The organism is Streptomyces sp. NPDC015125, from assembly GCF_043080045.1.
Classification (GTDB): Bacteria; Actinomycetota; Actinomycetes; order Streptomycetales; family Streptomycetaceae; genus Streptomyces.
The window spans coordinates 343526-369003 of sequence record NZ_JBIBVF010000002.1 but is presented as its reverse complement, the minus strand read 5'-3'; the positions used below and the strand labels follow the sequence as shown (position 1 = coordinate 369003).

The window sequence follows — 25478 nt, the reverse complement described above, 5'->3', positions numbered from 1 at the left end:
TCCGGCCCGCAGCCCAAGGAGTGAGTGCCATGCCTTCCGCAGTGCAGCAGGACCCCGGCCCGGCGAGAATGCGCCGCTCACTGGGGGTGAAGGACGGGGTGGCGATCGCCGCGTCGAGCACCGCCGCGACCAGCAGCATCGGCATCGGTATGGGCACCCTGGCCGCGTACACGGGCCGGCAGACGCCCGCCCTGTTGCTGCTGGCCTTCCTGCCCATCCTCGGTATCGCGCTGTCGTACGCCCGGCTCAACCGCACCGAGCCGAACTGCGGCAGCGGCTACACCTGGGTGGGCAGGTCCATCGGCCCCTGGCCCGGGTTCCTGACCGGGTGGGTGGTGCTGGTCGGAAACGTGATCTTCATGGCGTACACGGGTGCGGTGACCGGCTCCGTGGTGCTCCAGTTCCTCAACAAGCTGGGCCTGCGCAGCATCGGGGGGCTCCGGCTGGATCCGGCCTCGACCGGCATCAGCACCGCCGTCGGGCTGGTCGCGCTGGTCATCGTCACCCTCACCGCGATCACGGGTGTGCGCGCCGCGACCCGGCTGCAGATGTGGCTGCTGGTCTTCGAGTACACGGTCCTGCTGGTCTTCTGCGGCTACGCGCTCACCACCGGTGACCAGCCGTTCTCGCTCTCCTGGCTCAACCCGTTCGAGATCTCCTCACCCCAGGCGCTGGCCCAGGGGATGGTGCTGGCGGTGTTCTTCTACTGGGGCTGGGACGCCGCGTTCAGCGTCAACGAGGAAACCCGCAGCTCCACCGACGCGGCCCGCGGCGGACTGATCGCGCTGGTGGCGATGCTGGGGCTGTTCCTCATCGGTGCGCTCGCCTTCCAGCGGGTGATGAGCACGGACGAGCTCATCCACAACGGGCCGCAGGCGCTCACCTTCCTCGGCAGCGCACTGGCGCCGGAACCCTGGGCCTCGCTACCCCTGGCCGCCCTGATGTGCTCGGCCTTCGCTTCTCTCCAGTCGAGCGTCATCCCCACCGCCCGCGGCACGCTGGCAATGGCCCGCGACCGCACGCTGGGCCCGGTGTGGCAGCGGGTGCACCCCCGCTACGGCTCCCCCGCCGTGGGCACCCTGGTGATCATGGCTCTCGCCGCGCTGCTCGCCGTGCTCGCAGTCGGCATCCCCAAGCTCAACGACATGATCCTGACCGCCGTGAACTCGATAGGGCTGACCGTGGCCCTCTACTACGGACTCACCGCACTCGCCTGCGCGGTGCGCTTCCGCACCAGCCTGCGCGACGGAGTGGTGCGCGCGCTGCGCGATGTGGTCGTCCCGTCGGTGAGCGCACTGGCGCTGTTCGGGCTCGGCGGCTACCTCGTCTGGGACTACGCGACCATGAGCGACCACTTCGAGGCGAGCCCGGACAACGGCTGGTTCATGCTGCTGCTGCCCGCGCTGTTCATTGCGCTGGGCCTGGCCACCGCCGCCTGGGCCAAGTGGGTGCGCCGCGCCCCGTATTTCCGTACCGGCCGGGGGACGGACGCCGACGCGATCAGCCTGCCGATGGATGCGGACGCCGCCGTGCTCCCCAGCCCGTCGGAGGGCTGACCACCCGCCCGGACCGCGCTCCGCCCGGCCACCTCGGTCCTTTACGACGCCCACCACGACCACCACCCCGACCACCACTACGACACCCCACGACACCCGCCACGACACCGACGCAGTACACCCGACACACCTGGAGCGACACCCCCCATGGATCTCAGCACCACCGTGGACCCCGAGCCCAACCCGGACACCGCCGCCCGAGGCGCCACCGATGACGGCCCCGCCGACCTCGTCTTCCTCTCCGGCCCCGTGCACACCGTCGACGCCGCGCGTACCCGGGCGAGCGCGGTGGCGGTCCGCAACGACCGCATCATCGCCGTCGGGCACGACGCGGAGGTCCGCGACTTGATCGGGTCCGCCACGGAGGTCGTCGATCTGCACGGCAAGCTGCTCATCCCCGGCTTCCAGGATGCACACGTCCATCCGGTCGGCGGCGGACTGGAGTTGGCGCTGTGCGATCTGAGCGCGGCCGTCACCGCCGAGGCGTACCGCGAGCTGATCAGCTCGTACGCGGCGGCACATCCGGAGGCGGCGTGGATCACGGGCGGCGGCTGGTCCATGGAGGCCTTCCCGGGCGGCATGCCGACCCGGGAGTTCCTGGACGCCCTCGTCCCCGACCGGCCGGTGTTCCTCGTCAACCGCGATCACCACGGTGGCTGGGCCAACTCCCGCGCCCTGGAACGCGCCGGGATCACCTCCCGTACGCCGGATCCGGCCGACGGGCGCATCGAGCGGGATGCGGACGGCCACCCGACCGGCATGCTGCAGGAGGGGGCCATGGAGCTGGTGGGTGATCTGATCCCGGAAGCGACGCTCGCCGACCAGACCGCCGGACTGCTCAGGGCGCAGCGTCTCCTCCACGGGTACGGGGTGACCGCGTGGCAGGACGCGATGCTGGGCCGCGCACCCGGAGGGGCCGATCCCGCCCCCGCGTATGTGGCCGCCCGGCGCGACGGCAAGCTCACGGCACGGGTGAGGGGGGCACTGTGGTGGGACCGGGCCCGCGGGGCCGAGCAGATCCCTGAACTCATGGCCCGCCGGAAGGAGTTGACGGGCGGACGACTCCAGGCGACCAGCGTCAAGATCATGCAGGACGGCATCGCCGAGAATCACACGGCCGCCATGCTCAGCCCCTACCTCACCGCCTGCGGCTGCACCTCCGACAACAGCGGTATCTCGTTCATCGACCCCGAGAATCTGCGGACCTACGTCACCCTGCTGGACGCGGAAGGCTTCCAGGTGCACTTCCACGCCTTGGGCGACCGGGCCGTACGCGAGGCGCTGGACGCCGTCGAGGCGGCCCGGCGGACGAACGGCCGGCGCGACACCCGGCCGCACCTCGCGCATCTCCAGGTCGTCCACCCCGACGATGTCCCGCGCTTTCGCCGGCTCGGCGCCACCGCGAACATCCAGGCGCTCTGGGCGGCCCACGAGCCGCAGATGGACGAACTGACCATCCCCTTCCTGGGCCCCCAGCGGGCCGCCTGGCAGTACCCGTTCGGGGACCTGCTGCGCTCGGGCGCCACTCTTGCGGCGGGCAGCGACTGGCCGGTCAGCTCCCCCGACCCGATCGCCGCCCTGCATGTCGCGGTCAACCGCCGCGAGCCCGACGGCCCGGCCTCGGCACCGGTCTTCCTCCCCGAGCAACGCATCGACCTGGGCTCCGCGCTCGCCGCGTACACGGCCGGCAGCGCCTACGCCAACCACCTCGACGACACCGGCACCATCCGGCCGGGAAATCTGGCCGATCTGGTCGTCCTCGACCGTGATCCCTTCGACGGTGCCGAGGAGGAGATCGCCGCGACCCGCGTGCTGCAGACGTTCGTCGGGGGGCGCCGGGTGTACGCGGCCGAGGACGCCTGAGCAGATCGCGCGGGAGGCTCGCCCGTTGGCGGGAGCGGCCGGCTGCGGCACGCTGACCGTCCGACGGTTCGGGCCTCCCCGACGGTTCGGGCCTCCTCCCGCCGGGTCGCCGCACCACGGCACCGCGGTTCACCCGCCCGCGCGCCCGCCCCGTCGGCGCCGTGCGCCCACCCCGTCGGCGCCGTGCGCCCGCAACGGTACCGCCGCCCGCTGCCCCGGCGTACGGGCCGGCGCGGCGCACCGCCCGCGAGCTGCGCCGTAAGCGCCCGGCGGACCGGGCCCCGGCGAGGTCGCGGGGCCCGGTCCGCCGGGCGCACCGCTCCCCTACTCGATGACCAACTCGACCTCGATGTTGCCGCGGGTGGCCTTGGAGTACGGGCAGTACTGGTGCGTCGCCTCGACCAGCTGCCGCCCGGTCTCGCCCGCGAGGGCGTCCGGCAGCTCCACCCGCATGACGACGGCCAGGCCGAAGCCGGTGTCGTCCTTGCCGATGGAGACCTCGGCGGTGACCGAGACGTCCTTGGTGTCGAGCTTCATCTGGCGGCCGACGTTGGCCATCGCGCTGGCGAAGCAGGCCGCGTAGCCGGCGGCGAAGAGCTGCTCCGGGTTGGTGCCTGCGCCGTTGCCGCCGAGAGCCGGCGGCATGGCCAGGGGCAGGTCGAGCCGGCCGTCGGAGCTGACCGCCCGTCCTTCGCGGCCGTTGGCGGTGGCGACAGCGGTGTACAGCGCGTCCATCACAGTTCCCCTTCGGTGGCGGGCGGCCGCTTCCCGGCCACCCGATGGCCCTCACAGTGACACACATTTAAATTGCCCGCAACTAGATTGCGCACAACTAAATGCCCTGCGGCGAGCTACCCTGGCCCCATGACCTCCGCCACCAGGCCCCCGGTACCCGACGCCGAACTGCTCCGCCTCGACCACCAGGTCTGCTTCTCGCTGCACGCCGCCTCACGGGCATTCGGCGGCGTCTACCGCGACGCGCTGAAGGACCTGGGCCTGACCTACCCCCAGTACCTGGTCATGCTGGTCCTGTGGGAGCACGGATCCCAGCCGGTCAAGGCCATCGGCGAACAGCTCCGGCTGGACTCCGGCACCCTCTCCCCGCTCCTCAAACGCCTGGAATCGGCCGGTCTGGTACGCCGCGAACGGAGCACCGAGGACGAGCGGTCGGTCACCATCCACCTGACCCCCGCCGGCGACGACCTGCGCGAAGCGGCCCTGCCGGTCCCCCGCAGGATGCTGGCCGCCACGGGCCTCACGATCGAGGAACTCCGTACGCTCCAGGGCTTGTTGGGGCGCGTGACCAGCGCCCTGGACGAGGCCTGACCCCGGAAGACCCCGGAGTCCGCCGGCCCTGGGCCCGTACCTCCCGCCGGTCCGCGGCGTTACGTACGTAGGTGCTTTCCGCGGCGTCCGCAAGGCGAGGCGCCAACGCCCTGTCCATCCCGGTGCGCTCATCACCCCATTGAGCTACCAAGGTTGGGGAGGCATTGGGACAAAGGCGTATAAAGGGTGGTCAAACCAGCCGGAGCCGCCGGTGAAATCCCGCCCACGACGCGGTTGGCAGCATCGCCTACGACAAGCGGAGGAGCGCCACGTGAACGCGGCAGAAGTTGTCAACACCTTGCTGGTCCAACGATTCGGGGTCTCCCCGGCCGACATCACCGATGAGTCGTTGCTGCGCGGCCTGCGCCTCGACTCCCTGGCACTGGAAGAACTCCGCGTCCTCATCGAGGAACGGCTGGACATCGACCTCGACGAGGTGTCGCTGACCCCGCGGAACACCGTGGGCCAGCTGGTGGCGGCCGTCGACGGCAAAGTTCCGGCATGACGGCCCGCCAGGAGCCGTTCGCCGCGGCCGTGACGGGACTGGGACTGGTGACCGCGGCAGGGGTGGGAGCGAAGGCCACCTGGCATGCCGTCACCCAGGAAACCGTGCCCGGCGGCGTGACCCACCAGGAAGAACTCGCCGATCTGCCCTGCGACTTCATGTACACCATCGCCGGTCTGGACACCACGGAGCTGCTCGGGGTGGCGACCCAGCGGCTGATGGACCGCTTCGCGCAGCTCGCGGTGATCGCCGCCCGGGAGGCCGTCCTCGATGCCGGCCTCGACCCGGAATCCTGGGACAGCAGCCGGGTCGCGGTGGTCATCGGCTCCGCGCACGGCGGGCTGCCGTTCTACGACCAGCAGCATGTCGCCATGGCCGGGCGCGGCGCCCGCCGGGTCTCCCCCAAACTCGCCCCGCTGACCGTCGTCAACAGCGCCGCCAGCAGCGTCTGCATGGACATCGGCGCCCACGGCCCCAGCCTGGGCGTGGCCACGGCGTGCTCCTCCGGGACCGTCGCGCTGGGCACCGCGCACCAGCTGCTGCGCGCCGGGGCCTGCGATATCGCCCTCGCCGGCGGGGCGGAATCGGTCCTCTCCCGGCTGCTCATCGCCAGCGCCTGCCAGATGAAGGCGGTCTCCACCCGCCGGGACGATCCGGCCGCCGCGTGCCGCCCCTTCGACGCGGGCCGGGACGGCTTCGTGGTCGGCGAGGGCGCCGGGCTGCTCGTGCTGGAGCGGCCGGAGCACGCCAGGGCCCGCCACGCCCCCGTGCGCGCCCACCTCCGCGGCTACGGCGCGTCCAGCGATGCCTACGCGGCGGTGGCCCCCGACCCCGAGGGCAAGGGGATCGAGCGGGCACTGCGCATCGCGCTGGCGGACGCCGGGGTGCAGGCCGGCGATGTCGGCCACGTCAACGCGCACGGCACCTCGACGGTCGCCAACGACCACATCGAGGCCGCCGTGCTGCAGCGGGTTCTCGGCGATCACCCCCTGGTCACCTCGACGAAGGCGATGACCGGGCACGCACTGGGCGCCGCGGGCGGGATCGAGGCCGCGCTCACCGTGCTCGCCCTGGAGCAGCAGCTGGTGCCCCCGACCGCCAACCTCCAGGTGCTGGATCCGCGGATCCCGATCGACATCGTGCACAAGGAGGCCCGGCAGGCGGCATTCGACTGCGCGGTCAAGACGTCGCTCGGCTTCGGCGGGCACAACGCCGCACTGGTCCTGACCCGCTAGGGAGACACCCTCCTGGGGCCCGTCTTGCACGTCCCGTCGCGACAGGCCCTGGACCGCCCCCTGCGCGCCGCGTCGGCGCGCCCGTTCCCGCCGGTGCTTCGAGAAGGAATCTCACATGTCCGAGGAAATGATCCGCTCCTTGTCGGTGGACGGGGTGTCCTACTCCTACCGGCGCTTGCAGCAGCCGGAGCGGATCACCGAACCCGTGCTGGTGCTGGGCGGCGCGCTGCAAGGAATGTTCGGCTGGCCGCAGATGGAAGATCATGTGGGGCCGCTGGCGGATGTGGTGACCGCCGACCTGCCGGGAATGGGAAGCGCCGACCCGCTTCCCCCGGGGCCGAGTATCGATGTCGTGTGCGCGGCGATCGAGGGCATCATCGAGGATCTGGACGTCCCGCGGATCAACCTCTTCGGCTTCTCCTACGGGGCGGGCCTGGCCTACGGATGCGCCCGGAGGTTCCCCGGGCGGATCGCACGGCTCGCCCTGGGCGGGGTTCCGGCGCACATCAGCGAGGCGCAGAAAGAGCTGTGGCGACGGGCGTCCGACCATCTCACGCGGGGCGACACCGAGGCCTTCGCCACCCTGGTCACCGAGGGGCTGATGTGCCTCGACGACCGTCGGCACGTCGCCCACCGGAAGCTGGCGTACCGCTACGTCCGACGCTCGATGCTGCATGCGGCCCGCAGCTCCCGGCACGCCGTCGACTCGCTGCGCCGTGGGATCTCGGACCGTCCGGACTTCTCCGGCGGCCTGACCGGCATCCCCACCCTCGTCTTCAGCGGTGAGCACGACACGGTGACCTCACCGGCCCGGCAACGGCACTTCGCGTCCACCATCCCGGGCAGCCGCTTTCTGACGATTCCGGACGCCGATCACTGGGTGGTGCTCGAACGCCCGCAGGACGTCGCGGACTTGGCCGCCCGGTTCTTCACCGATGGACCGCTGGGCTCGGCACCCTGTCTGGCGCCGGTGGCGCGCGAGGAGGCACCGACGGCCGATCCGGCGTGTGCGTGATCCTTGACCCTTTGATCCTTCACCCGAGATTGCATTCTCTTGTAGTTATATAGCCATGGCGGCATACTGGAGCCATGCCCCTACCGTTCGACGTACTTGCGGAGCCGAGCCGGCGCAAGATCCTCGACCTGCTCCTGGAGCGCCCACGACTGGTCGGCGAGCTCACGGAGCAGCTCGGGCTGAGCCAGCCCGGCACCTCCAAGCACCTGCGGGTACTGCGCGAGGCCGGCCTGGTCCAGGTCCGGCGGGACGCCCAGCGCCGCTGGTACGAGCTCCGGCCCGAGCCCCTGGCGGAGCTGGACGCCTGGCTCGCGCACTACCGGCATCTGTGGACCGGATCCCTTGACGCCCTGGAACGGCATCTCGACGCCATGGAGGACGACCCCCGATGAACCCGCACTCCGACAGCCTCAGCACCGCCGACGGCCGCAATGCGCTTCGCATGGAGCGCAGGCTCGCCCATCCGCCCTCGAAGGTCTGGTCGGCGATCACCGACCCGGCGCAGATCGGGCAGTGGTTCCCCTCCGAGGTCACCGTCGAGCTCCGGCCCGGCGGGGCGATGACCTTCGCCATGCCCGGCGTGAGCGATATCGCCATGACCGGCACGGTCACCGATGCCGAGGAGCCCCGGCTGTTCGCCTTCACCTGGGGCGAGGACCATCTGCGCTGGGAGATCACTCCGGACGGCGAGGGCTCGCTGCTGACCTTGGTGCACACCTTCGGTGACCGGTTCGGCGGCGCGAGCTTCGCCTCCGGCTGGCATCTGTGCCTCACCGCGCTCTCGCAGCTGCTGGACGGCGCACCGACGGCCGTGCCCCGCGACACGGGAGAGCTGCACGAGGCCTATGTCGAGCAGTTCGATCTCGGGCAGGGTGTGGTCGAGGACACCCCGAGTGGCCCGCGGATCCGCTTCGAGCGCCAGCTCGTGCGGCCCGCCGAGGCCGTCTGGGAGGCGCTGACCTCGGGAAACGAGCCCATGGAAGGTGCGCCCGCACCGGCCGGCTTCACCTCCCGCGAGGCGCTGGCCGGGCCCGTCACCGAGGTACGGGCCCCTTCGGTGCTCGCCTATGGCCGGCATCCGGAAGGCACGGTCCGATGGGAGCTGGGCCAGGGCACCGGTCATGGCGCCCGGCTCGTCCTCGTACAGACCGGCCCGCCCGGCTGTGACGCGGATGCCGCTCGACGGGCGTGGCACGACCGCATCGAGCATCTCGCAGCGCGGCTGCTGGAGAACTGAACCACCGCGGTCGGCGTCACCGCATTCCCGCGCCCCCCAGGAAGCCTCCGGGGGGCGCTGCGCCATGACGAACCCACTGAGCAATTCCCCATCGGCACCCTTACGGAATTGCCCCTCACCCCTCCGAGCCGGGCCACTTATCCATGTGAGCCAGGCAACTTTGCGGTGCCGCGAAGGGGCCTTGGAGTCCGGCCCCAGGTGATGCCCGGCACGCGACGTACGTCACGTACGAGCACACCTAGTCGATGCCCTTCCCTGCCCTGAGCGCGAAATACCGCATTTACAACGGACATCCCACTACATCTCACGAAGATAGGTAGTACAAGGCATCTTTGCCTCTATCCAGGGCGCTGGCTAAGCATGTTCGGCGTAGCACCGAGAACGAGCCTGCGATCTCAGCCAGAGCGGCGAACGCGGCCAATGACCCTCGGTCTCACGCGCCAACCGAAGGCCGCCTCCCCCGCCATCAAGCCCTGGAAGAGGTCAGAACCCCCATGCCTCACTTCACCCTGTCCCGCCCTGTCCGAATCACCCGCGCACACAAGATTTCCGCGGCGCTGGTGGCCACCGCGAGCGGCGCCGCGGCGCTGGCGTTCACCGCGGCGCCGAGCAACGCCGAAACCACCGCCGCCCACGCGCCGTCCGCGGTCAAGCCCGTCAGCGCCAACGGCCTTCCGCTCACCGCGAAGGACCGCGCCGACGACGGCAAGAAGGACCAGCAGCTCGCCTCGTCCGTCGCCGCCGGCCTGAAGGTCACCGCGGTCGAGAAGCAGGGCCACACCGCCAAGCAGGCCGCCAACCGGTCCGTCGAGCGCAAGGTCATAGCCGCGCCCAAGGCCGCTCCCAAGGCAGCGCCGAAGGCCGCCCCCAAGCGCTACGCGAACAACCTCGACGGCTGGATCCGCGAGTCGCTCGACATCATGAAGGCCAAGGGCATCCCCGGCTCCTACGAGGGCCTGCACCGCAACATCATCCGGGAGTCCAGCGGCAACCCCAACGCCGTCAACGACTGGGACATCAACGCCATCAACGGTGTGCCCTCCAAGGGCCTGCTGCAGGTGATCCAGCCCACCTTCGACACCTACCACGTGTCCGGTACGCCCAAGAAGCTCACCGACCCGATCGCCAACATCACCGCCGCCGCCAACTACGCGGCCCACCGGTACGGCTCGATCGACAACGTCAACTCGGCCTACTGAGCCGGAGGGACGCGACCGTGAGGACGGTCGGAGCAGACTGATACGGGCGCCGCAGTGCGGCGCCCGGCAAGGCAACGGCAGTGGCCCTGCCCGCATCTCGCGGGTGGGGCCGTTGCCGTTGCCGTTGCCGTTCGGCGCGGGTGCCGGGGGTCGGCTCCCGTGCCGGGCGCCGGGGACCGGCGCCACGCGTCAGAAGCGGTCGCGGCGCACCGTGCTGCCACCGAAGAGGCCGTCGAGGATCTGGCCGGCGAAGCGAAGTCCCGCCCGCTCCCTGGGCGTGAGCGGGTGGTCGCGGTACCAGCCGCGCTGGGGGTGAGGGTCGGCCGGGGCCGCGGCGGCGACGCCGGTCGCGAGGAAGCCCGAGACGAGAAGGCCGGCGAGAACGACGGCAAGACGACGGAGCATGAGCACGTCCCTACGATGAGTGATGACTGTGTGCGGTGCCACCTTCGGGGAGCCCAGGGGCCGTAGTCATGCGACAGCTCCGGGGGCTGCTGCGAACGGACCAGCAGCACCGCCGTATCGCCGTACCGAGGAGTCACCAACGGCCCATCCGGCATGTGCCCTTCCCCGTGCCGGACCTCCGTGCAGCAGGGCTCCGCCCCGCTCGTGAATCAGCGCACAATTGCCGCCCTATTGGGCCCCGGACCCGGTGCGCCTCGCCACACTTGGAGATTTCCGGGCCGCCGCACCCGGCAGTTGCGGGGATTAATCTGCTGCCGTCCGCGCGTAAAACAGCAGCGGAGACAGGTAATTCCGGTGTGAGCCAGGCAACTTATACGGACCGGTCGAGCGGCCTTTGAAGCCGCTCTCAGGTGACTCGGGGCACGCGACGTACGTCACGTACGAGCTTGCCTAGTTGATTTCCGTGCGGCCATTCCGGGCCAACGCCGCCAGAAACGCTTATCACTTCAGGTATCCGGGTTTACCTCACGAAGATGAGTAGTACCGAGCAACATTGCCTCGATTCGGGACCGGCGTTAACCATGGATTCCGACGCACTGAGAGCGAGCTTGCGACTTACGCCCCAAGGCGATCGCAGCAAAGACCTCCGGTGCGGAACGCGCCGCCAAAAAGGCCGCCTCCCCGTCCCCAGTACCTGGAAGAGGTCAATCTGCATGCCTAGCTTCACCCTGCCCCGCGCTGCCCGTATCACCCGCATCACCCGCACCCACAAGATCGCCGTGGCCGTTCTGGCCGCCGCGGGTGCCACCTCGGGCCTGGCCATGACCGCGGCTCCGGACACCGCTCAGGCGGCGTCCGCGCACGCCCCGGCCGCGGTCAAGCCCGTCGATGCAAAGGGCCAGCCGGGCAAGGCAGCCGACGCCAAGACCGGCCGTGCCGTGACCGCCTCGGTCGCCGACCACGTCAAGGTCGCCGACGTCGCCAAGCAGCACGGCGCCCAGCAGGCCGCCAGCCGCTCCACCGAGCGCACCGGCGTCAAGGACTACCCGAACAACCTGGACGGCTGGATCCGCCAGTCCCTGGACATCATGAAGGCCAAGGGCATCCCCGGCTCCTACGAGGGCCTGCACCGCAACATCATCCGGGAGTCCGCCGGCAACCCCAACGCCGTCAACAACTGGGACGTCAACGCCGTCAACGGTGTGCCCTCCAAGGGCCTGCTGCAGGTGATCCAGCCCACCTTCGACAGCTACCACGTGTCCGGTACGCCCAAGAAGCTCACCGACCCGATCGCCAACATCACCGCCGCGGCCAACTACGCGGCCGACAAGTACGGCTCGATCGACAACGTCAACTCGGCCTACTGAGCCGACGGAGCACACAGGCCGTCGCCGGCCCTCCCGGCCGGCCCAGCCGAATGAGGCCATGGGCATGACGGACCACACAAGCGAGCCGACCGGCTCGGCATAAGAGCAGCTTGCGAAGCGGCGGAATGGCGCGTTCGCCGCTGCGCGGTGGAGCGGGTCCCGGCGGTGCCGGGGCCCGCTTCGCTCTGTCGTGCGACACAGGGCCGGGACCGGGGGTGCGAACGTCCGCTTCCGGCCGCCGGACGGGTGAGATGTGGGGCTGGTCGGCGGACTGACGGCCTGTTGGGTCATAGAGTCAGGCAGTTCTGCGTATAAGTCTCTTATCGGCAGGATTCTGCTCAAAAGCTGCCGAACCTGACACAACCGAAGGCCTTCGGAGGCATGCGATGCCCTTGCGCAGATCCGGTCCGGCCCGCCGTACAGTCCCTCTTGCGGCCGGAACTCTCGTCTCTCTTCTCTCCGTGCTCGCTCTGCCCCTCGCGCTGCCCGGCTCCGCCACGGCGTCGGACTCCGAGAAGAGACCCGCCCACCCCGAACAGGACTGGATGGGTTCCACCATCGCGGCCCACGAAGGCAGCAGCGTCCGGGCAGGTGGTCTGGAGCCGCAGGCGTCGTCCAGAAGGGCCGTGTCCGGCGTCGACGTCTCCAGCCACAACGGCAAGGTCGGCTGGAAGTCGCTGCGTAAGTCCGGGGTGCGTTTCGCGTATGTCAAGGCCAGCGAGGGGACCAGCTACACGAACCCGTACTTCGCGCAGCAGTACCGGGGCTCGTACTCATCCGGCATGATCCATGGCGCGTACCACTTCGCGCTGCCCGACCACTCCAGCGGCAGCTCCCAGGCGGAGTACTTCGCCGACCACGGCGGCGACTGGTCCAGGGACGGCAGGACGCTGCCCGGCGCGCTCGACATGGAGTACAACCCCTACGGCGCGACCTGCTACGGCAAGAGCCACAAGTCGATGGTCAGCTGGATCCACGACTTCGTGCAGACCTACCGGGAGGAGACCGGCCGCTACCCGGTCATCTACACCTCCACCAACTGGTGGAAGCGGTGCACCGGCAACTCCGGCAAGTTCGGCAGGACGAATCCGCTGTGGATCCCGCGCTACGGCTCGTCCGTCGGCTCGCTGCCGCGCGGCTGGGAGTACCACAGCATCTGGCAGCACACCTCCTCGGGCCACTCGGTCGGCGACCGCAACCGCTTCAACGGCACGTACACCCGCCTCAAGGTCCTCGCGAAGGGCAGCTGACACCGCCCTCGCCCCCACGCTCCCGGCCGGTCCCCGGCGCCTCCTGCGGCGCCGGGGACCGGCCGTTGTGCGCCCGCGTCCCCCGCGAACCGCCCGTGTACGGTTTTTGGACAACACGGTTCGAACAACGGTGAATTCCCTTCCGCGGTGCAACCATCCACGGCCGGCCGTTGTCCAACACTGCGAAAAGACCACGCGACGCACTCACCCAACGGGGGTAATTCAGATGAAGCGTTCACGTGCCATCGCAGGATCCGCAGTACTGGCCGTGGCGAGTATCGCCACGATGACTGCGGCCACCACCGCATCCGCGGCCACGAAGGCCGCCGCGTACAACGGAGCCTGCGGAAGCGGCTACAGCGTAGTGAATTCCGTACCGGTCACCGGAAAGGGGACCGTATACCTGACGTACAGCGCAAAGACCGGAAAGAACTGCGTGGTCACGGTGCGGAACAGCCCGGGTAAGCCGGTGTACATGTACACGTATCTCTCGGCCACCAGTGGCGGTTCCGGCTGGGTTTACGACGAGGGGAAGTACACCTCGTACGCCGGTCCCGTCTACCTGCCCGCGAAGGGCATCTGTGTGGACTGGGGCGGCACGATCGAGTCGGTCAGCGTCAACGTTTCCGGCTCCAACTGCGGCCGGATGGCAGCCGGCCGCGTCACGCACCACACGCGCCACTGAGACGGCCGTGAAGGCGGGTTTCCCGGGCAGCGCGTCCCCGGGGCCCGCCTTCCGGTTTTCTCCGGTCAGGCCCTGCCCAGCGCCCGTAGCGCGGACCGGGCCGCATTGTGGCCGCTCATCCCGTGCGCACCGGCTCCCGGTGGGGTGGCCGCCGAGCAGAGGAAGACGCCGGGGACGCCGGTGCGGTACGGGTCGAGGGCGATGCGGGGGCGCATCGTCAGCTGCCGCGGGGTGTTCGCGCCACCGATGATGTCGCCGCCGACGAAGTTGGCGTTGCCCCGTTCCAGTTCGGTGGTCGAGGTGGCGGTGGCGGCGACGATGCGCTCCCGTGTCCCCGGCGCAAAACGCTCGAACTGCGCCAGCATCGCGGCGGTGGCATCGCCGGTGTAGCCGTACGGCACATGTGCGTACGCGGAGACGGGGTGGCGGTCACCTGCGGAGCGGCCGGGGTCGGCGAGGTACTGCTGGGAGACCAGGAGGAACGGCCGCTCCGGCATCCGCCCGAGATGGACCTCCCGCTCCGCGTGGGCGATCTGCTCGAAGCTGCCCCCCAGGTGCACCGTCCCGGCCCGCCGGCAGGCCTCGGCGCGCCAGGGCACCCCGCCCTCGACCGTCAGATCGAGCTTGAACGCACCGGGGGCGGGCCGGTAGCGGGTATAGGCGCGGCGTACCCGGGGCGGCAGCCGGTCGCCGATCACCGCTGCCGCGGCGGCCGGCATCAGATCGAGCAACACCGTTGCCGCGGGCGGGAGTTCATCGAGCGAACGGATGGCTACCCCGGTCTCGATCCGGCTGCCGGCCTCGGTGAGCAGTGCGGCCAGCGCCGTGGCGAGGGCGCCCGAGCCGCCCTTGGCCACCGGCCAGCCGTACCGGTGCCCGGCCGCGATGATCATGAGCCCCACGGACGCGCCGAGCGGCTGGCTCAGCCGGCCGAAGAGATGGGCCGCCACCCCGCCGAAGAGACCGCGGCCCGCCTCCGTGCGGAAACGGTGAGCGATCAGCGTGGCCGGCTGCAGGGCGTGCAGCCCGAAGCGGGCGAGCCGGAACGGGTGACGGGGCACCTTGAGGAGCGGCCGCATGACCTCGTCGATCAGCGCGTCCGCGTCGGCGGCCAGCGGCCCGAACAGCCGCCGCCAGGCAGGTCCGTCGGCACCGAGCCCCTCGGCGGTCCGCCCTACGGACCGGTGGAGCGCTCCGGCGCCTCCGGAGTCCACCGGGTGCGCCAGGTCGATCTCGGGCCAGAGCCACTCCAGCCCGTACGGCGCGAGATCGAGCGTGCGCAAATACGGGGAGCCGGCGCCCATCACATGCGTCGAGGAACAGTGGTCGAACAGCACGCCGGGGACGGACAGTTCGCCGCTCCGGGCCCCACCGCCGATCTCGTCGGCCGCCTCGAACACCGTCACCTGCAGCCCACTGCGGGCCAGGGTGACCGCCGCGGCCAGACCGTTCGGCCCCGCCCCCACCACCACTGCCCGCTCCCGCGCACGCCCGGTCCGCTCCGTCATGGCACCAGCATGCCAAGGGTCCCGAAGTCCGGCGGGAGCGGCCGCGGTTTGCGTTCCGCCATCAGGGCGATCACGCCGGCGGGGTGTGGTGCTCGGCCGCTGCGGCGGCCGCGATATTGCGGGCCATACCGCCGAACACCACGGCGTGGAACGGGGAGATGGACCACCAGTACGCATGGCCGGTCAGTCCGTGCGGGTGGAACAGGGCCCGCTGGCCGTAGCGCGTGCGGCCCTGGGCGTCACGGCCGACCGTCAGCTCCAGCCAGGCCAGACCGGGAAGCCGCATCTCGGCGCGCAGCCGCAGCAGCCGGCCCGGCACGACCTCTTCGACCCGCCAGAAGTCGAGCGAGTCACCGACCCGCACGCGGCCCGCGTCCCGCCGGCCGCGGCGCAGGCCCACCCCGCCGACCAGCCGGTCCAGCCAGCCGCGCAGCGACCAGGCGAGCGGGAAGGAGTACCAGCCGTTGTCCCCGCCGATGCCCTCGACCACCCGCCACAGCACCTCGGGCGGGGCGTCCACGGTCCGCTCCCGCCGGTCGGTGTAGAGGCTGCCACCGGACCAGTCGGGGTCGGTGGGCAGCGGATCGCTCGGTGCGCCGAGCACGGCGGCGTTGGACCAGCGGGTGGTGACCTCGGCGTCCCGTACCCGGCGCAGCGCCAGTTCCAGTGCGTCGTCGACGTCGAGGGGGTGGCCCGGTGGGTCCGGGTCGGGGACGTAGCGGGCGATGTCGTGCTCGTGGCAGACGACCTCGTAGCGCAGCGATTCGGCCAGTGGGCGGGCCAGGCCGGGGGGCACGGGGGTGACCAGTCCGATCCAGAGGCTGGACAGGCGTGGGGTGAGCAGCGGGACGGGGAGGATCAGCCGTTCGGGCAGCCCGGCGACCCGTGCGTAGCGCTGCATCATGTCGCGGTAGGTGAGGATGTCGGGCCCGCCGATGTCGAAGGTCCGGCTGACGTCGTCGGGGAGTCGGGCGCAGCCCACGAGGTAGCGCAGCACATCGCGGACGGCGATCGGCTGGATGCGGGTACGCACCCAGCTCGGCGTGACCATGACCGGCAGCCGCTCGGTGAGGTAGCGCAGCATCTCGAACGAGGCCGAGCCGGAGCCGATGATGACGGCGGCGCGCAGGACCGCGGTGGGGACACCGGATGCCAGCAGGATGCCGCCGACCTCGGCGCGGGAGCGCAGGTGGGGCGACAGGTCCCGCTCGGGAATGCCCCGGGGACCGAGACCGCCGAGGTAGACGATGCGGCGCACTCCGGCGGCGCGGGCCTGGCGGGCGAAGATCTCCGCGGCCCTGCGGTCGGTGTCCTCGAAACCCCGGCCGCTGCCCAGGGCGTGCACCAGGTAGTAGGCGATCTCGACACCGTCCATGGCGCTACCGACCGACGCGGCGTCGGTGACATCGCCGCGCCGGATCTCGGTGTCTGCGGCCCAGGGGTGGTCACGCAGCTTCTCCGGCGTCCTGGCCAGCGCCCGTACGTCGTATCCGGCCGCGAGCAGCTCGGGGACCAGACGCCCGCCGATGTAACCGGTGGCGCCGGTGACCAGGGCGCACGGACGGTGCGCGGTCGGCGCTGCGGCCTCGCCTTGGTCGGTGCCCTGGTCGGTGCCTTTGTTGGTGCCTTCGTTGGTGTCTTCGTCGGTGTCTTTGTTGGTGCCTTCGTCGGTGCCTTCGTTGGTGTCTTCGTCGGTGTCTTCGTCGGTGCCTTTGTTGGTGCCTTTGTTGGTGCCTTTGTCGGCCACGGGCACGGCCTCCTCCGGCTGGCGGCAGCACGATGAGCCTGCCCGCCAAGTGTGGCACCGGCGCCGGGGCGGGGCATCACGGCGCGGGGCATCACGGCGCGGGCGAGGGCGCCTCCGGCCGGGCGAACGGCGCGGAGCAGGTCGCGGGGCGGGGGCGGAGCAGGTCGCGGGGAGGGGCGGAGCAGGTCGGTGGGCGGGGGCGGAACCGTCGCGCCGGAGAGGATGTGTCGCCGCCCTGGAGAGTGAGACAACACGCCCCTGGTACTGCAGCCGCGGTTGCGGGAGAGCGCGGTCGCGGCCACCGGCCAGATGCCCGGTCGACGGCCGGTGCGTGGGTCGGCCCGGTCGGCGGCTCTCCCCCGCTGTCTCCGGCGCCTTGCCGGGCCGGATGGTGGTCGTTACGGGCCAGATGAGGCTGTAGGACAACGAGCACCCCGAGGCCGGCACAGGCCACCGCGAGGGGTCCGGCGCGGTGGTACTCAAGAACGGACACGCGGTTGCCAAGAGCGAGGTGATTTCCTGGTGGCACCGGCGGACCGAGGACCACCGTTACCAACTGCCGGGACACAAGGGCAAGATCGGTGCGATCTCGGCCTGCTACCAGGGCATCAACCGGTGCGCTGACGTCGCGAGCACCGTCTGACTCACACTCCAGGGAGAATCGATCATCGTGGTTGAGGACGACCCCACCGTCGACCGAACCCCGCGCGACGTTCTGCTCGAGAGCCTGCTGGCGAGGCTGCGAGAGTTCGTGGCCTCCCCGTTGACGCCGGGTTCTTATGTGCTGCGGGGGCTGCTTCCGCCGACAGACGACGATCGTGGTGCAAGAGTCGTCTTGTGGGACGGCCAAGATCTTGGCTCCACCTACGCCCTGGAGATCCCGCTGCTCGACGATGACGGCGAGGAAATCCCACACGACCAGGTCATCGCCGCACTACGCGTGTGCCTCACTCACCGCGAGGCTCTCGGCCCGCCCTCCCACGACGAAGTCTTCCCGGTACCCGTACTCGACGCCCGGCGTCACTTCCTCAGCTTCCTCGGTAGCGTCGATGCTCCGCCCCTCACCCTGGCGGATGCTCTTTACCTGCCGCTGCTCTCCCTCGGTTCGGCAAACGACGCAGTGCCCATTGCAGCGCCCACTGCAGCGCCCATTGATGAAGACCTGGAAGACCTGGAAGACGAGCCAGGCGAGGTGGAGTGGCGACTCCTCGGCTTCATGCTCGTCGACGAGCGATACGCCCGGTACTACGTCAGACGGACGAAAACCGGTGACGTCTGGGGACTCGACTGCTGCATGCGCGACGAGGCGGGAAACGTCGGCTCACGAGGCGGCACCGCCGATATGATCTTCCCGGCGCTGGCATCGTCCCACGACCTCGAACGTTTCCAGCGACCGGTCTCCGATAACCGCTGCCAGGCCGTATACGACCTCACCACCTGGTGCTGACCGGCGTCGGCGGCTGCCGAATTCTTCCACTGCACGGCGACCTCGTGGTCGCGGGTGGGCACCCGGGAGCCGAACCTGTGCGCCCGGTCGACGAGGAGGACGTGATGGGGCTCGTTCTGTTCCCAGGAGACGACGACGCCGGTCCCGACCTCACACCCACCCAATGCGCAGCGATTCTGCCTCGCCTGCAGGAGATCTGCGACCGCCGGCGAGAGGCAAGCGTCGGCCCTCTCCTCCAACAACACATCGACGACATCCGCTAGTTGGTAGTCGTCCTGCAGCTCTGCGTCGAGAAGGACGTGGACCTCCTCTTCGGCTAGCCGTCGGCCGGCGTCCCCGGCTCACAGTCACCCGCAGTTACGGGACAGCCCTCAGCGAGGCGTCGTCTTCCCCCCCCCGGGCGGATGAACGCTCTACCCGGCGGAACCAGCGGAGCGCTTCAGATGGCGGGGCTGACGAGATCCTGGTTGCCGAGGACGGTGAGGAGGGCGAGTCGTTCGGCGTCCTCGGTGCCGGGTTCGGCCGTGTAGACCATGATCCGCAAGTCGCTGCCCACCACGGTGAGGACGTCGCAGTCCAGCGAAACGGGCCCGAGCTGAGGGGGGTCGATCGTCTTCCGCGAGGGATCGTGGCGGCCGACGGCGCCCGTGGCCCACAGCTCGGCGAACCGCTCGCTGCCCCCGCGCAATTCGGCTATCCGAACCGTTCGGGCAGGTCACGCCACTGCACGCCGGTCCGGACTCGGTGAAGAATCCCGTCAATCACCTGCCGGTGATCCACTGGCCACAACGCCTGCTACTGACCGGCAGAAACGCCCGCAGCCGTTCCCACTCGGCATCACTCAGATCACCCCGCCCCATGTCCCCGTCAACGAGTCCGGGACCGAGTAGTCACATGATCGGCCGGACAGCTCCTAGGGCACTGCACTCGCTCCGCTCGCTCCGTCTCGGCTCCTTCTTCACCCTTCGGATACCGAGCTGCATCGCAAGGCGGAGCATCGCCTTCGGACTGGGTGTCCGTGGGTGATGTGACAACGCGGCGAGCTGCCGTGCCTGGGGGCACCTCCCAGCGGTAGCTGGGGGAGCGTCGTGCCTACCCGGAAAACTGAGCCTGACTGGATCGAAAAGCGCCCATCACCGAGAACCGGGAGGAGATCAAGTAAGGAGGTTACGGCCGGTGTCGTACAGGAGTCGCGCGACGCCGTCGGTGGAGTGCCGTACCAGGGTCTCCATCAGCCCGTCCAGGGCCCGGCGTACGCGGCTCGGTTCAGGGGCGGGTCTGGTGCTCTCCTCTTCGAGATGGGAGGCGTCGCGGACAATCTGGCCCCTGAGTTCGTCCGTGATGTCTACCCGCGGTGCGGCTGCGAGCACCTGGCGGGCGAAGGCGACGAACTGAGAGGGGTCGAAGCCAAAGTTGTTGTTCTGGGTGTTTTCCGAGCCGACTTGGATGTTTTCACCGCCGTGAATATTGGTGTAGTAGGTCGGGAGATGGCCGTTCTGCATGAGGAAGTCCTTCACGAGGAGTGAGCTCTCGGCGCATTGCATTCCTACTCCAGTGAGCGTCAAGAGAGCTTTGAGCGGATGCTCGGTGTTCCCTTCGTGAAGGGTAGCCAAGCCCCGTTCCACCAGATAGGCCGCCGCTACGCGCACCTCGTCGAGAGTCAGGGGGTCGCCGTACACATGTGATTGCGGCATCGCGAGGAACGCTTCGAGGCCGATGGTGGGGCTGTAGGAAGCGCGGGAGGCCGCGGTTATCAGGCCGTTGTGGGCATGCTGCTGGCGCCCTTCGGGGTCACGTCGCAGGTGCAGGAGCCGCTGTGCTTCCAGCTCACCGGCATGCGTGAGGCGGTACAGGTTACCCCTGCGGAATACAAAGTTCCGTTCCAGCTGACCTCGGCGGACCAGGTCGTTCAGGTCGGCACGGAGTCTGAAGCGGGTACCGCGTCTCCACTCCTCGGGGAAATCCTCCGGACCAGCCAGACCTTCCATTCCCTGCGTACTGCGCTCGTACATCCAGACCAGTAGGTAAGCGTCCGCCCCGACTCCCGTCATAGCCACATGCTACGACCGATCACGCCTGCGCAGACTGCTTATGCGTAGCCCGAGACCCCATCCCCAGCTCCAGTTCACTGCCGGTGGCCGCGCGCAGCGCGACGACTGGTGCTGTCGTGCCCGAAGGGCACGTCCTTCGGGCCGGCGTCCACAACTCCACCATTGTCCGCGCCCACCAGCATGCGGTCGGCAGCGCTGAAGAAGCTCCGCGTCGCGAAGCCCGGGCCTGACAGGCGGAGTAGTCACATGATCGACCGGACAAGTCCTAGACGGCTTGACGGTACTGGCGCGCGACGCTTCAGGGGGCGCCGGGCGCTCCCGTGCTCTCGCGTGCTTCCAGATGCGGCAGTTCGCCCTGTACGGTCCGCAGCGGCCCGCCGTCGAGGACGGCGAGGAGTTCCCGGGCGGCGAGCCTGCCGAAGCCGGGGGTGTCACGGACGAGTGCGGTGAGCCGGGGGTGGGTGACCCGGCACAGCGCCGAATCGTCCCAGGCCACGATCGACAGCGCGCCCGGTACGGGGATGCCGCGCCCGGCGGCGACCGAGGCACCTGCCACGGCCATCACATCGTTGTCGTAGACGATCGCCGTGGGCGGCCGCGGGGCGTCGAGGAGGCGGCGGGTGGCCTCGGCCCCTTCGGCGTCGGAGTAGTCGGTGGTCACGGAGTGGACGTGCCGGTGGTCGAGGCCCCGCAGATCCGCTTCGGTGCGCAGCGAGCGGATGCGACGGGCGGTGTGGGCGAGGCCGGGAAGCCCCGCGACGTGGACGATGCGGCGGTGTCCCAGGCCGTGGAGGTGGTCGAGGACCCGGGCCATGGCCTTGGAGTCGTCGGCCCAGACGGTGGAGAGCAGCGGGTGGGGCGGGGCGCCGGCCGGGCGGGGCGGGACGGCGGCCGGGCGGGGCGGGGCCGGCTCGGCGGTGCGGCCCGGCTCGGAGGCGTCCGGCCCGGGGATGTCCGGCGTGGGGACATCCGGATCACGGGGGTCCGGCTCATCGGTGACCGGCTCGTGGGTGGCCGGTTCGCCCACGACGACGGCGGGCAGGCCGAGCGAGGCGAGCAGTTCCGGCCGGGGGTCCTCGGTGCGCGGGTCGACCACCAGGACGCCGTCCACCCGGCGTTCGGCCCACCAGCGGCGGTAGAGCGCGCACTCGGCATCGAGGTCCTCGACGACCTGGAAGAGGAGCGCGATCTTCTGCGCGCAGAGCACTTCCTGGATACCGGAGACGAGCTGGAGGAAGAAGGACTCCACGCCCAGGGTCTGCGCGGGCCGGGCGAGCACCAGCCCCACGGCGCCGGCGCGTTCGCCCGAGAGCGCGCGGGCGGCACTGTTGGCCTGCCAGCCGAGTTCCTCCGCGACCCGGCGTACCCGGGCGCGGGTGTCCTGGGAGACGCCGGGCCGGTCGTTGAGCGCGAAGGAGACCGCGCTCTCCGACACCCCCGCCCGGCGAGCGATGTCCTTGATCGTCGGCCGGCGGGCCGGCTTGGGCCGGGCCGCCTCACCGGGCGCTGTCATGGCGGGCTCCCCATCGAACTGAACCGCATTAGTGCACGTCAGTCTGATCAGCGCACAGTGGCCTGTCAAACGCTGTACGGGCACGCCGGGCGGGATCGAATTCCCGCCCCTTCCAGGAAGTGCGACACCGAGGTATTGACACCTACTAAAACGCATTAGTAGCGTCTGCCGCGTCGCCGCCGGAAGCCTTGTGAAAAGTATGAAATCACTGGCTCAATCGCTGGAAAACCCGCTGCGTTCTTGACAGCTGCCCCCAAGGGAGTCCCGCCCTTCGCCGGCCTCCCGTCCATGTCTGGTCCGAGCAAAGGAGCCGTCGGCCATGCATCTGTCCCGTCGAGCAGCAGCCGCGACCGCGGTCCTGTTCACCTCGGTGCTCGCCCTGACCGCATGCGGGTCCTCGGGGGGATCCGGCGGCTCGGGCAGCGCGTTCGGGAAGGTCGAGGGGCAGGTCACGTTCCAGACCTGGAACCTCAAGGCGAATTTCAAGAGTTACTTCGAAGGCGTTATTGCGGACTTCGAGAAAAAATACCCTGACGCCACGGTCAAATGGGTGGATCAGCCGGCCGAGGGATACCCGGAGAAGCTGAGCGCCGACGCCGCGGGCGGCACTCTGCCCGATGTCGTCAATGTGTCACCGGATCTCGCCTATCCGCTGGCCAAGGCCGGGCTCGCGCTCGATCTGGAAAAGACGGCGGGAAAATACCGCGGAGAGTATCTTGACGGGGCCTGGCGGAGTCACCGGATGCCGGGCATGCCGGGTGTCTATGCCTTTCCCTGGTATCTGAACACCGGGCCGATGTTCTACAACAAGGAGCTTTTCGCCAAGGCCGGGCTCGACCCGGAGAAGCCACCGACGTCCTACGACCAGCTCTTCGAGGACGCGGTGACGATGGCGCGGAAGAGCGACCGCAAGATTGCGATGCTCGCCGGCACCCCGTCGGTCGAGGACTTCGGCCGCTATGGCGTACGGCTGATGAACACGCAGGGCACCGCGTTCACCTTCAACGAGCCCAAGGGCGTGGAGCTGCTGCAGCACTACAAGGAGCTGTATGCGGCCGGGGCGCTGGATTCACAGGCGCTCACCGCGCAGGCCGAGTCCGCCGGACGGAAGTTCCAGCAGCAGTCCGTGGCCATGAACCCGGGCAGCGCGCACGATCTGGAGAATTTCAGGAAGGAGGCGCCGAGCCTCTACCGGCACATCGGCATCACGGACGCGGTCAACAACACCGGCAAGGCGAATATGTACGTCCAGGGCCTGATGGTGAATGCACAGAGCAAGGTCACGCCGGCGGCCGTCGCGTTCGCGCACTTCGTCACCGACCGGAAGAACCAGATGGCCTTCGCCAAGGAGGTCACCATCTTCCCCAGCACCAAGGGCTCGCTCGACGACCCGTACTTCACCAAGGAGGACGGCACCGATGCGACGCGGGTGCGGGTGGCCTCGGCCAAGTCGCTGAAGACCGCGGTGAATTACACCCCGGTACTGCTCAGCGACCAGATGAAGACCGTATTGCGCAATGCGGTCGCCAAGGCGGTGCAGGGCAAGCAGTCCCCCGAGGCGGCGCTGGACGGCGCGGTCGCCGCGTGCAACCGCCTGCTCAAGACCGGCTGAGACCGAGGCGCTTCGTGACTACCGAAACGACACCGCACAGCCGGGGCACCGACGCCCTCGCCCCGGCTGCTGCTCCCCCGCCGGCCCCCGCGCTGCGGCGACGACGGGGCATCCGTACACATCTGCCGTCCAGCCCCTGGCTGTTCCTGGCTCCCGGGCTGCTGATCGTCGCCGCCTTCAGCCTGTATCCGTTCCTGAGTACGGTGGCCCGTTCCTTCACCGATGCGCGCACGCTCACCCCGGGGCAGTTCACCGGCGGGGCCAATTACCGGGAGCTGATCCATGACGCCATGTTCTGGACGGGACTGCGCAACAGCCTGCTGTACGTCCTCGGGGTGGTGCCGCTCCTGGTGATACTGCCGCTGCTGCTGGCGATGCTGGTGCAGCGGCAGATCCCCGGGATCACCTTCTTCCGGGCCGCCTTCTACACGCCGGTGGTCGCCTCCGTCGTGGTCGTCGGTCTGATCTGGGTGTGGCTGCTGGACGACCGGGGGCTGATCAATGCGCTGCTGGAGAGTCTGGGCTTCGGCAGGGTCGGCTTTCTCAGCGATCCATGGCTGCTGCTGCTCAGCGCGATGGCGGTCACGGTCTGGAAGGGCCTCGGCTACTACATGATCATTTATCTGGCGGCGCTGGCCAACGTCCCCAGGGAGCTGCACGAAGCATGCGCGGTCGACGGCGCGGGGGCGGTACGCCGCTTCCTGACCGTCACGGTCCCCGCGCTGCGCGCCACGATGGTGCTGGTGGCCGCGCTCTCCTCGGTCGGAGCCTTCAAGGTGTTCTCCGAGGTCTATCTGATGGCCGGTCCGACCGGCGGGCCCGGCGGTGAGGACACCACTTTGGTGATGCTCGTCCAGCAGGTCGGCACCGGCCTCAGCGGGCGGGTCGGCTATGCCTCCGCGCTGTCCGTCGTGGTCTTCGTGCTCACGCTGGGACTGATGCTGCTGGTGCTGCGCGCCCACCGTGCGGAGGACCGATGAGCATCCTCATCCGGCGCGCTCCGGACCGGCGGGCCAACCGGGAGCGTGCCGAGCGGGAACGGGCCCAGCGGGAGCGGGCCGAGCGGCGGCTGATGCGCCGCCCGCAGCTGCGGAGATCACGCCCGCAACTGCTCCTCCGCTACCTCCTGCTGCTCGCCGTGCTGGCACTGACCACCGGGCCTTTCCTGTGGCAGCTGTCCACCTCCCTCAAGGGCGCCGGCGAGGACATCTACCACTATCCACCGAGCCTGATCCCGCACGAGGTCACGCTCGGCAACTACACCGGCGTCGCAAAGATCATCCCCGTCTGGGACTTCGCACTGAACTCCCTCAAGGTCGCCGTCGCCAATGTGCTCACCAACTGTGCGGGTGCCGCACTGGCCGGCTATGCGCTGGCCCGGATGCGCTTCAGGGGCCGTAGGGCCGCATTGGTCGCCTTCATCATGGCGATGCTGGTGCCGGTCGAGAGCATCATGATCGCCCAGTTTGTGACGATGCGGCAGTTGCAGCTCAACAACACCCTGCTCGGGGTGGTGCTGCCCGGCTGCATCGGGGCGATGAATGTGCTGCTGATGCGCAATGCCTTCGCGGCTCTGCCGTACGAGGTCGAGGACGCCGCTTATGTCGACGGCGCCAACGCCTGGCAGCGGTTCGTGCGGATCGCACTGCCGTCGGTCCGGGGCACCCTCGCGGTCGTGGCGATCTTTGCCTTCATGGGGGCCTGGGACGACTTCCTGTGGCCGCTGATCGTACTGAGCGACCAGTCGAAGTTCACCCTGACCATCGGCCTGAATTTCCTGCACGGCACCTTCGCCGACAATCAGCGGCTGGTCGCGGCCGGCACCGTCATCGCCGTGCTCCCGCTGATCGTGCTGTTCGCCTGTCTGCAGCGCTCCTTCTTCCGCGGCGTCGGCGAGGGCGCCGTCAAGGGCTGACGGTCCCCGCCCGCACCGCTCCCCACTCACAGGAAGCGACCT

The 25478-nt window shown here is 69.7% G+C and carries 23 protein-coding genes and 2 pseudogenes; 17 read left to right on the top strand and 8 right to left on the bottom strand.

Features of this window, described 5'->3' with window-relative positions:
* The first annotated feature begins 29 nt into the window (after positions 1 to 29).
* Together ACF088_RS06610 and ACF088_RS06605 are read left to right on the top strand one after the other, a co-directional pair.
* The gene (locus ACF088_RS06610; RefSeq protein ID WP_392374287.1) at positions 30 to 1556 is read left to right on the top strand and encodes an APC family permease; all 1527 of its coding nucleotides are present in this window, start codon (positions 30 to 32) and stop codon (positions 1554 to 1556) included.
* A 147-nt stretch (positions 1557 to 1703) separates the two neighbouring features.
* A complete protein-coding gene (locus tag ACF088_RS06605; protein ID WP_392374286.1) occupies positions 1704 to 3419 on the top strand; it encodes an amidohydrolase in 1716 nt (571 codons plus the stop codon).
* A 324-nt stretch (positions 3420 to 3743) separates the two neighbouring features.
* Here the strand turns inward: ACF088_RS06605 and ACF088_RS06600 are convergent, their stop codons facing one another.
* Positions 3744 to 4154, bottom strand: a complete 411-nt coding sequence (locus ACF088_RS06600; RefSeq protein ID WP_392374285.1) for an organic hydroperoxide resistance protein — start codon at positions 4152 to 4154, stop codon at positions 3744 to 3746.
* Positions 4155 to 4283: 129 nt separating this feature from the next.
* Between ACF088_RS06600 and ACF088_RS06595 the strand changes: the two genes are divergently transcribed.
* The 7 genes from ACF088_RS06595 to ACF088_RS06565 all read left to right on the top strand — a co-directional run bounded on the left by ACF088_RS06595 (position 4284) and on the right by ACF088_RS06565 (position 9936).
* Positions 4284 to 4745 carry a MarR family winged helix-turn-helix transcriptional regulator gene (locus ACF088_RS06595; RefSeq protein ID WP_392374284.1) on the top strand — a complete coding sequence of 154 codons (462 nt, stop codon included), beginning with the start codon at positions 4284 to 4286 and terminating at the stop codon, positions 4743 to 4745.
* Between the two features lie 271 nt (positions 4746 to 5016).
* Complete coding sequence (locus ACF088_RS06590) at positions 5017 to 5250, top strand: acyl carrier protein (protein WP_129297794.1); 234 nt, start codon at positions 5017 to 5019, stop codon at positions 5248 to 5250.
* Positions 5247 to 6485 (top strand): beta-ketoacyl-[acyl-carrier-protein] synthase family protein, encoded by a 1239-nt coding sequence (locus tag ACF088_RS06585; RefSeq protein WP_392374283.1) that lies wholly within the window; start codon positions 5247 to 5249, stop codon positions 6483 to 6485. Before ACF088_RS06590 ends, ACF088_RS06585 begins: the two co-directional genes overlap by 4 nt.
* Before the next feature lie 115 nt (positions 6486 to 6600).
* Positions 6601 to 7500, top strand: a complete 900-nt coding sequence (locus tag ACF088_RS06580; RefSeq protein ID WP_392374282.1) for an alpha/beta fold hydrolase — start codon at positions 6601 to 6603, stop codon at positions 7498 to 7500.
* Positions 7501 to 7574: 74 nt separating this feature from the next.
* Entirely contained in the window at positions 7575 to 7892 is a 318-nt protein-coding gene (locus ACF088_RS06575; RefSeq protein ID WP_392374281.1) for an ArsR/SmtB family transcription factor, read from the top strand.
* A complete protein-coding gene (locus ACF088_RS06570) occupies positions 7889 to 8737 on the top strand; it encodes an SRPBCC family protein (protein WP_392374280.1) in 849 nt (282 codons plus the stop codon). The genes ACF088_RS06575 and ACF088_RS06570 overlap by 4 nt, the downstream gene beginning before the upstream one ends.
* Before the next feature lie 494 nt (positions 8738 to 9231).
* Positions 9232 to 9936: a transglycosylase SLT domain-containing protein gene (locus tag ACF088_RS06565; RefSeq protein WP_392374279.1), complete on the top strand. Its 705-nt coding sequence runs from the start codon at positions 9232 to 9234 to the stop codon at positions 9934 to 9936.
* 189 nt (positions 9937 to 10125) lie between these two features.
* Here ACF088_RS06565 and ACF088_RS06560 read toward each other — a convergent pair whose 3' ends face one another.
* A complete protein-coding gene (locus ACF088_RS06560) occupies positions 10126 to 10341 on the bottom strand; it encodes a hypothetical protein (RefSeq protein ID WP_392374278.1) in 216 nt (71 codons plus the stop codon).
* A 713-nt stretch (positions 10342 to 11054) separates the two neighbouring features.
* Here ACF088_RS06560 and ACF088_RS06555 point away from each other — a divergent pair.
* From ACF088_RS06555 to ACF088_RS06545, 3 genes are all read left to right on the top strand, one after another.
* Positions 11055 to 11708 carry a transglycosylase SLT domain-containing protein gene (locus ACF088_RS06555; protein WP_392374277.1) on the top strand — a complete coding sequence of 218 codons (654 nt, stop codon included), beginning with the start codon at positions 11055 to 11057 and terminating at the stop codon, positions 11706 to 11708.
* 386 nt (positions 11709 to 12094) lie between these two features.
* Positions 12095 to 12958 carry a lysozyme gene (locus ACF088_RS06550; RefSeq protein ID WP_392374276.1) on the top strand — a complete coding sequence of 288 codons (864 nt, stop codon included), beginning with the start codon at positions 12095 to 12097 and terminating at the stop codon, positions 12956 to 12958.
* Between the two features lie 226 nt (positions 12959 to 13184).
* On the top strand, positions 13185 to 13643 hold the full coding sequence (locus ACF088_RS06545) for a spore-associated protein A (protein WP_392374275.1): 459 nt from the start codon (positions 13185 to 13187) through the stop codon (positions 13641 to 13643).
* A 65-nt stretch (positions 13644 to 13708) separates the two neighbouring features.
* On the opposite strand, the gene ACF088_RS06540 is transcribed toward ACF088_RS06545, so the two are convergent.
* Both ACF088_RS06540 and ACF088_RS06535 read right to left on the bottom strand, forming a co-directional pair.
* On the bottom strand, positions 13709 to 15151 hold the full coding sequence (locus ACF088_RS06540; RefSeq protein ID WP_392374274.1) for a phytoene desaturase family protein: 1443 nt from the start codon (positions 15149 to 15151) through the stop codon (positions 13709 to 13711).
* 70 nt (positions 15152 to 15221) lie between these two features.
* Positions 15222 to 16703 (bottom strand): SDR family oxidoreductase, encoded by a 1482-nt coding sequence (locus ACF088_RS06535; protein WP_392374971.1) that lies wholly within the window; start codon positions 16701 to 16703, stop codon positions 15222 to 15224.
* Between the two features lie 667 nt (positions 16704 to 17370).
* On the opposite strand from ACF088_RS06535, the gene ACF088_RS06530 reads away from it, so the two are divergent.
* Together ACF088_RS06530 and ACF088_RS06525 are read left to right on the top strand one after the other, a co-directional pair.
* Complete coding sequence (locus ACF088_RS06530) at positions 17371 to 17541, top strand: hypothetical protein (RefSeq protein ID WP_392374273.1); 171 nt, start codon at positions 17371 to 17373, stop codon at positions 17539 to 17541.
* 27 nt (positions 17542 to 17568) lie between these two features.
* Complete coding sequence (locus tag ACF088_RS06525) at positions 17569 to 18345, top strand: hypothetical protein (protein WP_392374272.1); 777 nt, start codon at positions 17569 to 17571, stop codon at positions 18343 to 18345.
* Positions 18346 to 18784: 439 nt separating this feature from the next.
* On the opposite strand, the pseudogene ACF088_RS06520 reads toward ACF088_RS06525, so the two are convergent.
* The 4 genes and pseudogenes from ACF088_RS06520 to ACF088_RS06505 all read right to left on the bottom strand — a co-directional run.
* Positions 18785 to 19042, bottom strand: a pseudogene (locus ACF088_RS06520) (transcriptional regulator); the annotation flags it as partial.
* Positions 19042 to 19205, bottom strand: a pseudogene (locus tag ACF088_RS06515) (transposase); the annotation flags it as partial. The pseudogenes ACF088_RS06520 and ACF088_RS06515, both read right to left, overlap by 1 nt.
* Before the next feature lie 294 nt (positions 19206 to 19499).
* Positions 19500 to 20357, bottom strand: coding sequence for a hypothetical protein (locus ACF088_RS06510; RefSeq protein ID WP_392374271.1), 858 nt, complete (start codon positions 20355 to 20357; stop codon positions 19500 to 19502).
* A 337-nt stretch (positions 20358 to 20694) separates the two neighbouring features.
* Complete coding sequence (locus ACF088_RS06505; RefSeq protein ID WP_392374270.1) at positions 20695 to 21909, bottom strand: LacI family DNA-binding transcriptional regulator; 1215 nt, start codon at positions 21907 to 21909, stop codon at positions 20695 to 20697.
* Positions 21910 to 22228: 319 nt separating this feature from the next.
* On the opposite strand from ACF088_RS06505, the gene ACF088_RS06500 reads away from it, so the two are divergent.
* The 3 genes from ACF088_RS06500 (at position 22229) to ACF088_RS06490 (ending at position 25436) form a co-directional block, all read left to right on the top strand.
* Positions 22229 to 23521 carry an ABC transporter substrate-binding protein gene (locus ACF088_RS06500; protein ID WP_392374269.1) on the top strand — a complete coding sequence of 431 codons (1293 nt, stop codon included), beginning with the start codon at positions 22229 to 22231 and terminating at the stop codon, positions 23519 to 23521.
* Between the two features lie 14 nt (positions 23522 to 23535).
* Positions 23536 to 24501: a carbohydrate ABC transporter permease gene (locus ACF088_RS06495; protein WP_392374268.1), complete on the top strand. Its 966-nt coding sequence runs from the start codon at positions 23536 to 23538 to the stop codon at positions 24499 to 24501.
* A gap of 92 nt (positions 24502 to 24593) precedes the next feature.
* Positions 24594 to 25436 (top strand): carbohydrate ABC transporter permease, encoded by an 843-nt coding sequence (locus ACF088_RS06490; protein ID WP_392374969.1) that lies wholly within the window; start codon positions 24594 to 24596, stop codon positions 25434 to 25436.
* Positions 25437 to 25478: the final 42 nt, after the last annotated feature.

Bases quoted from the DNA above. Each gene is read 5' to 3' on its own strand.
- ACF088_RS06550 (WP_392374276.1), top strand. From the start codon at position 12,095: ATGCCCTTGCGCAGATCCGGTCCGGCCCGCCGTACAGTCCCTCTTGCG.
- ACF088_RS06600 (WP_392374285.1), bottom strand. From the start codon at position 4,154: ATGGACGCGCTGTACACCGCTGTCGCCACCGCCAACGGCCGCGAAGGA.
- ACF088_RS06585 (WP_392374283.1), top strand. From the start codon at position 5,247: ATGACGGCCCGCCAGGAGCCGTTCGCCGCGGCCGTGACGGGACTGGGA.
- ACF088_RS06610 (WP_392374287.1), top strand. From the start codon at position 30: ATGCCTTCCGCAGTGCAGCAGGACCCCGGCCCGGCGAGAATGCGCCGC.
- ACF088_RS06560 (WP_392374278.1), bottom strand. From the start codon at position 10,341: ATGCTCCGTCGTCTTGCCGTCGTTCTCGCCGGCCTTCTCGTCTCGGGC.
- ACF088_RS06545 (WP_392374275.1), top strand. From the start codon at position 13,185: ATGAAGCGTTCACGTGCCATCGCAGGATCCGCAGTACTGGCCGTGGCG.
- ACF088_RS06500 (WP_392374269.1), top strand. From the start codon at position 22,229: ATGCATCTGTCCCGTCGAGCAGCAGCCGCGACCGCGGTCCTGTTCACC.
- ACF088_RS06580 (WP_392374282.1), top strand. From the start codon at position 6,601: ATGTCCGAGGAAATGATCCGCTCCTTGTCGGTGGACGGGGTGTCCTAC.
- ACF088_RS06605 (WP_392374286.1), top strand. From the start codon at position 1,704: ATGGATCTCAGCACCACCGTGGACCCCGAGCCCAACCCGGACACCGCC.
- ACF088_RS06505 (WP_392374270.1), bottom strand. From the start codon at position 21,909: ATGACAGCGCCCGGTGAGGCGGCCCGGCCCAAGCCGGCCCGCCGGCCG.
- ACF088_RS06565 (WP_392374279.1), top strand. From the start codon at position 9,232: ATGCCTCACTTCACCCTGTCCCGCCCTGTCCGAATCACCCGCGCACAC.
- ACF088_RS06595 (WP_392374284.1), top strand. From the start codon at position 4,284: ATGACCTCCGCCACCAGGCCCCCGGTACCCGACGCCGAACTGCTCCGC.
- ACF088_RS06490 (WP_392374969.1), top strand. From the start codon at position 24,594: ATGCGCCGCCCGCAGCTGCGGAGATCACGCCCGCAACTGCTCCTCCGC.
- ACF088_RS06540 (WP_392374274.1), bottom strand. From the start codon at position 15,151: ATGACGGAGCGGACCGGGCGTGCGCGGGAGCGGGCAGTGGTGGTGGGG.
- ACF088_RS06575 (WP_392374281.1), top strand. From the start codon at position 7,575: ATGCCCCTACCGTTCGACGTACTTGCGGAGCCGAGCCGGCGCAAGATC.
- ACF088_RS06570 (WP_392374280.1), top strand. From the start codon at position 7,889: ATGAACCCGCACTCCGACAGCCTCAGCACCGCCGACGGCCGCAATGCG.
- ACF088_RS06555 (WP_392374277.1), top strand. From the start codon at position 11,055: ATGCCTAGCTTCACCCTGCCCCGCGCTGCCCGTATCACCCGCATCACC.
- ACF088_RS06510 (WP_392374271.1), bottom strand. From the start codon at position 20,357: ATGTACGAGCGCAGTACGCAGGGAATGGAAGGTCTGGCTGGTCCGGAG.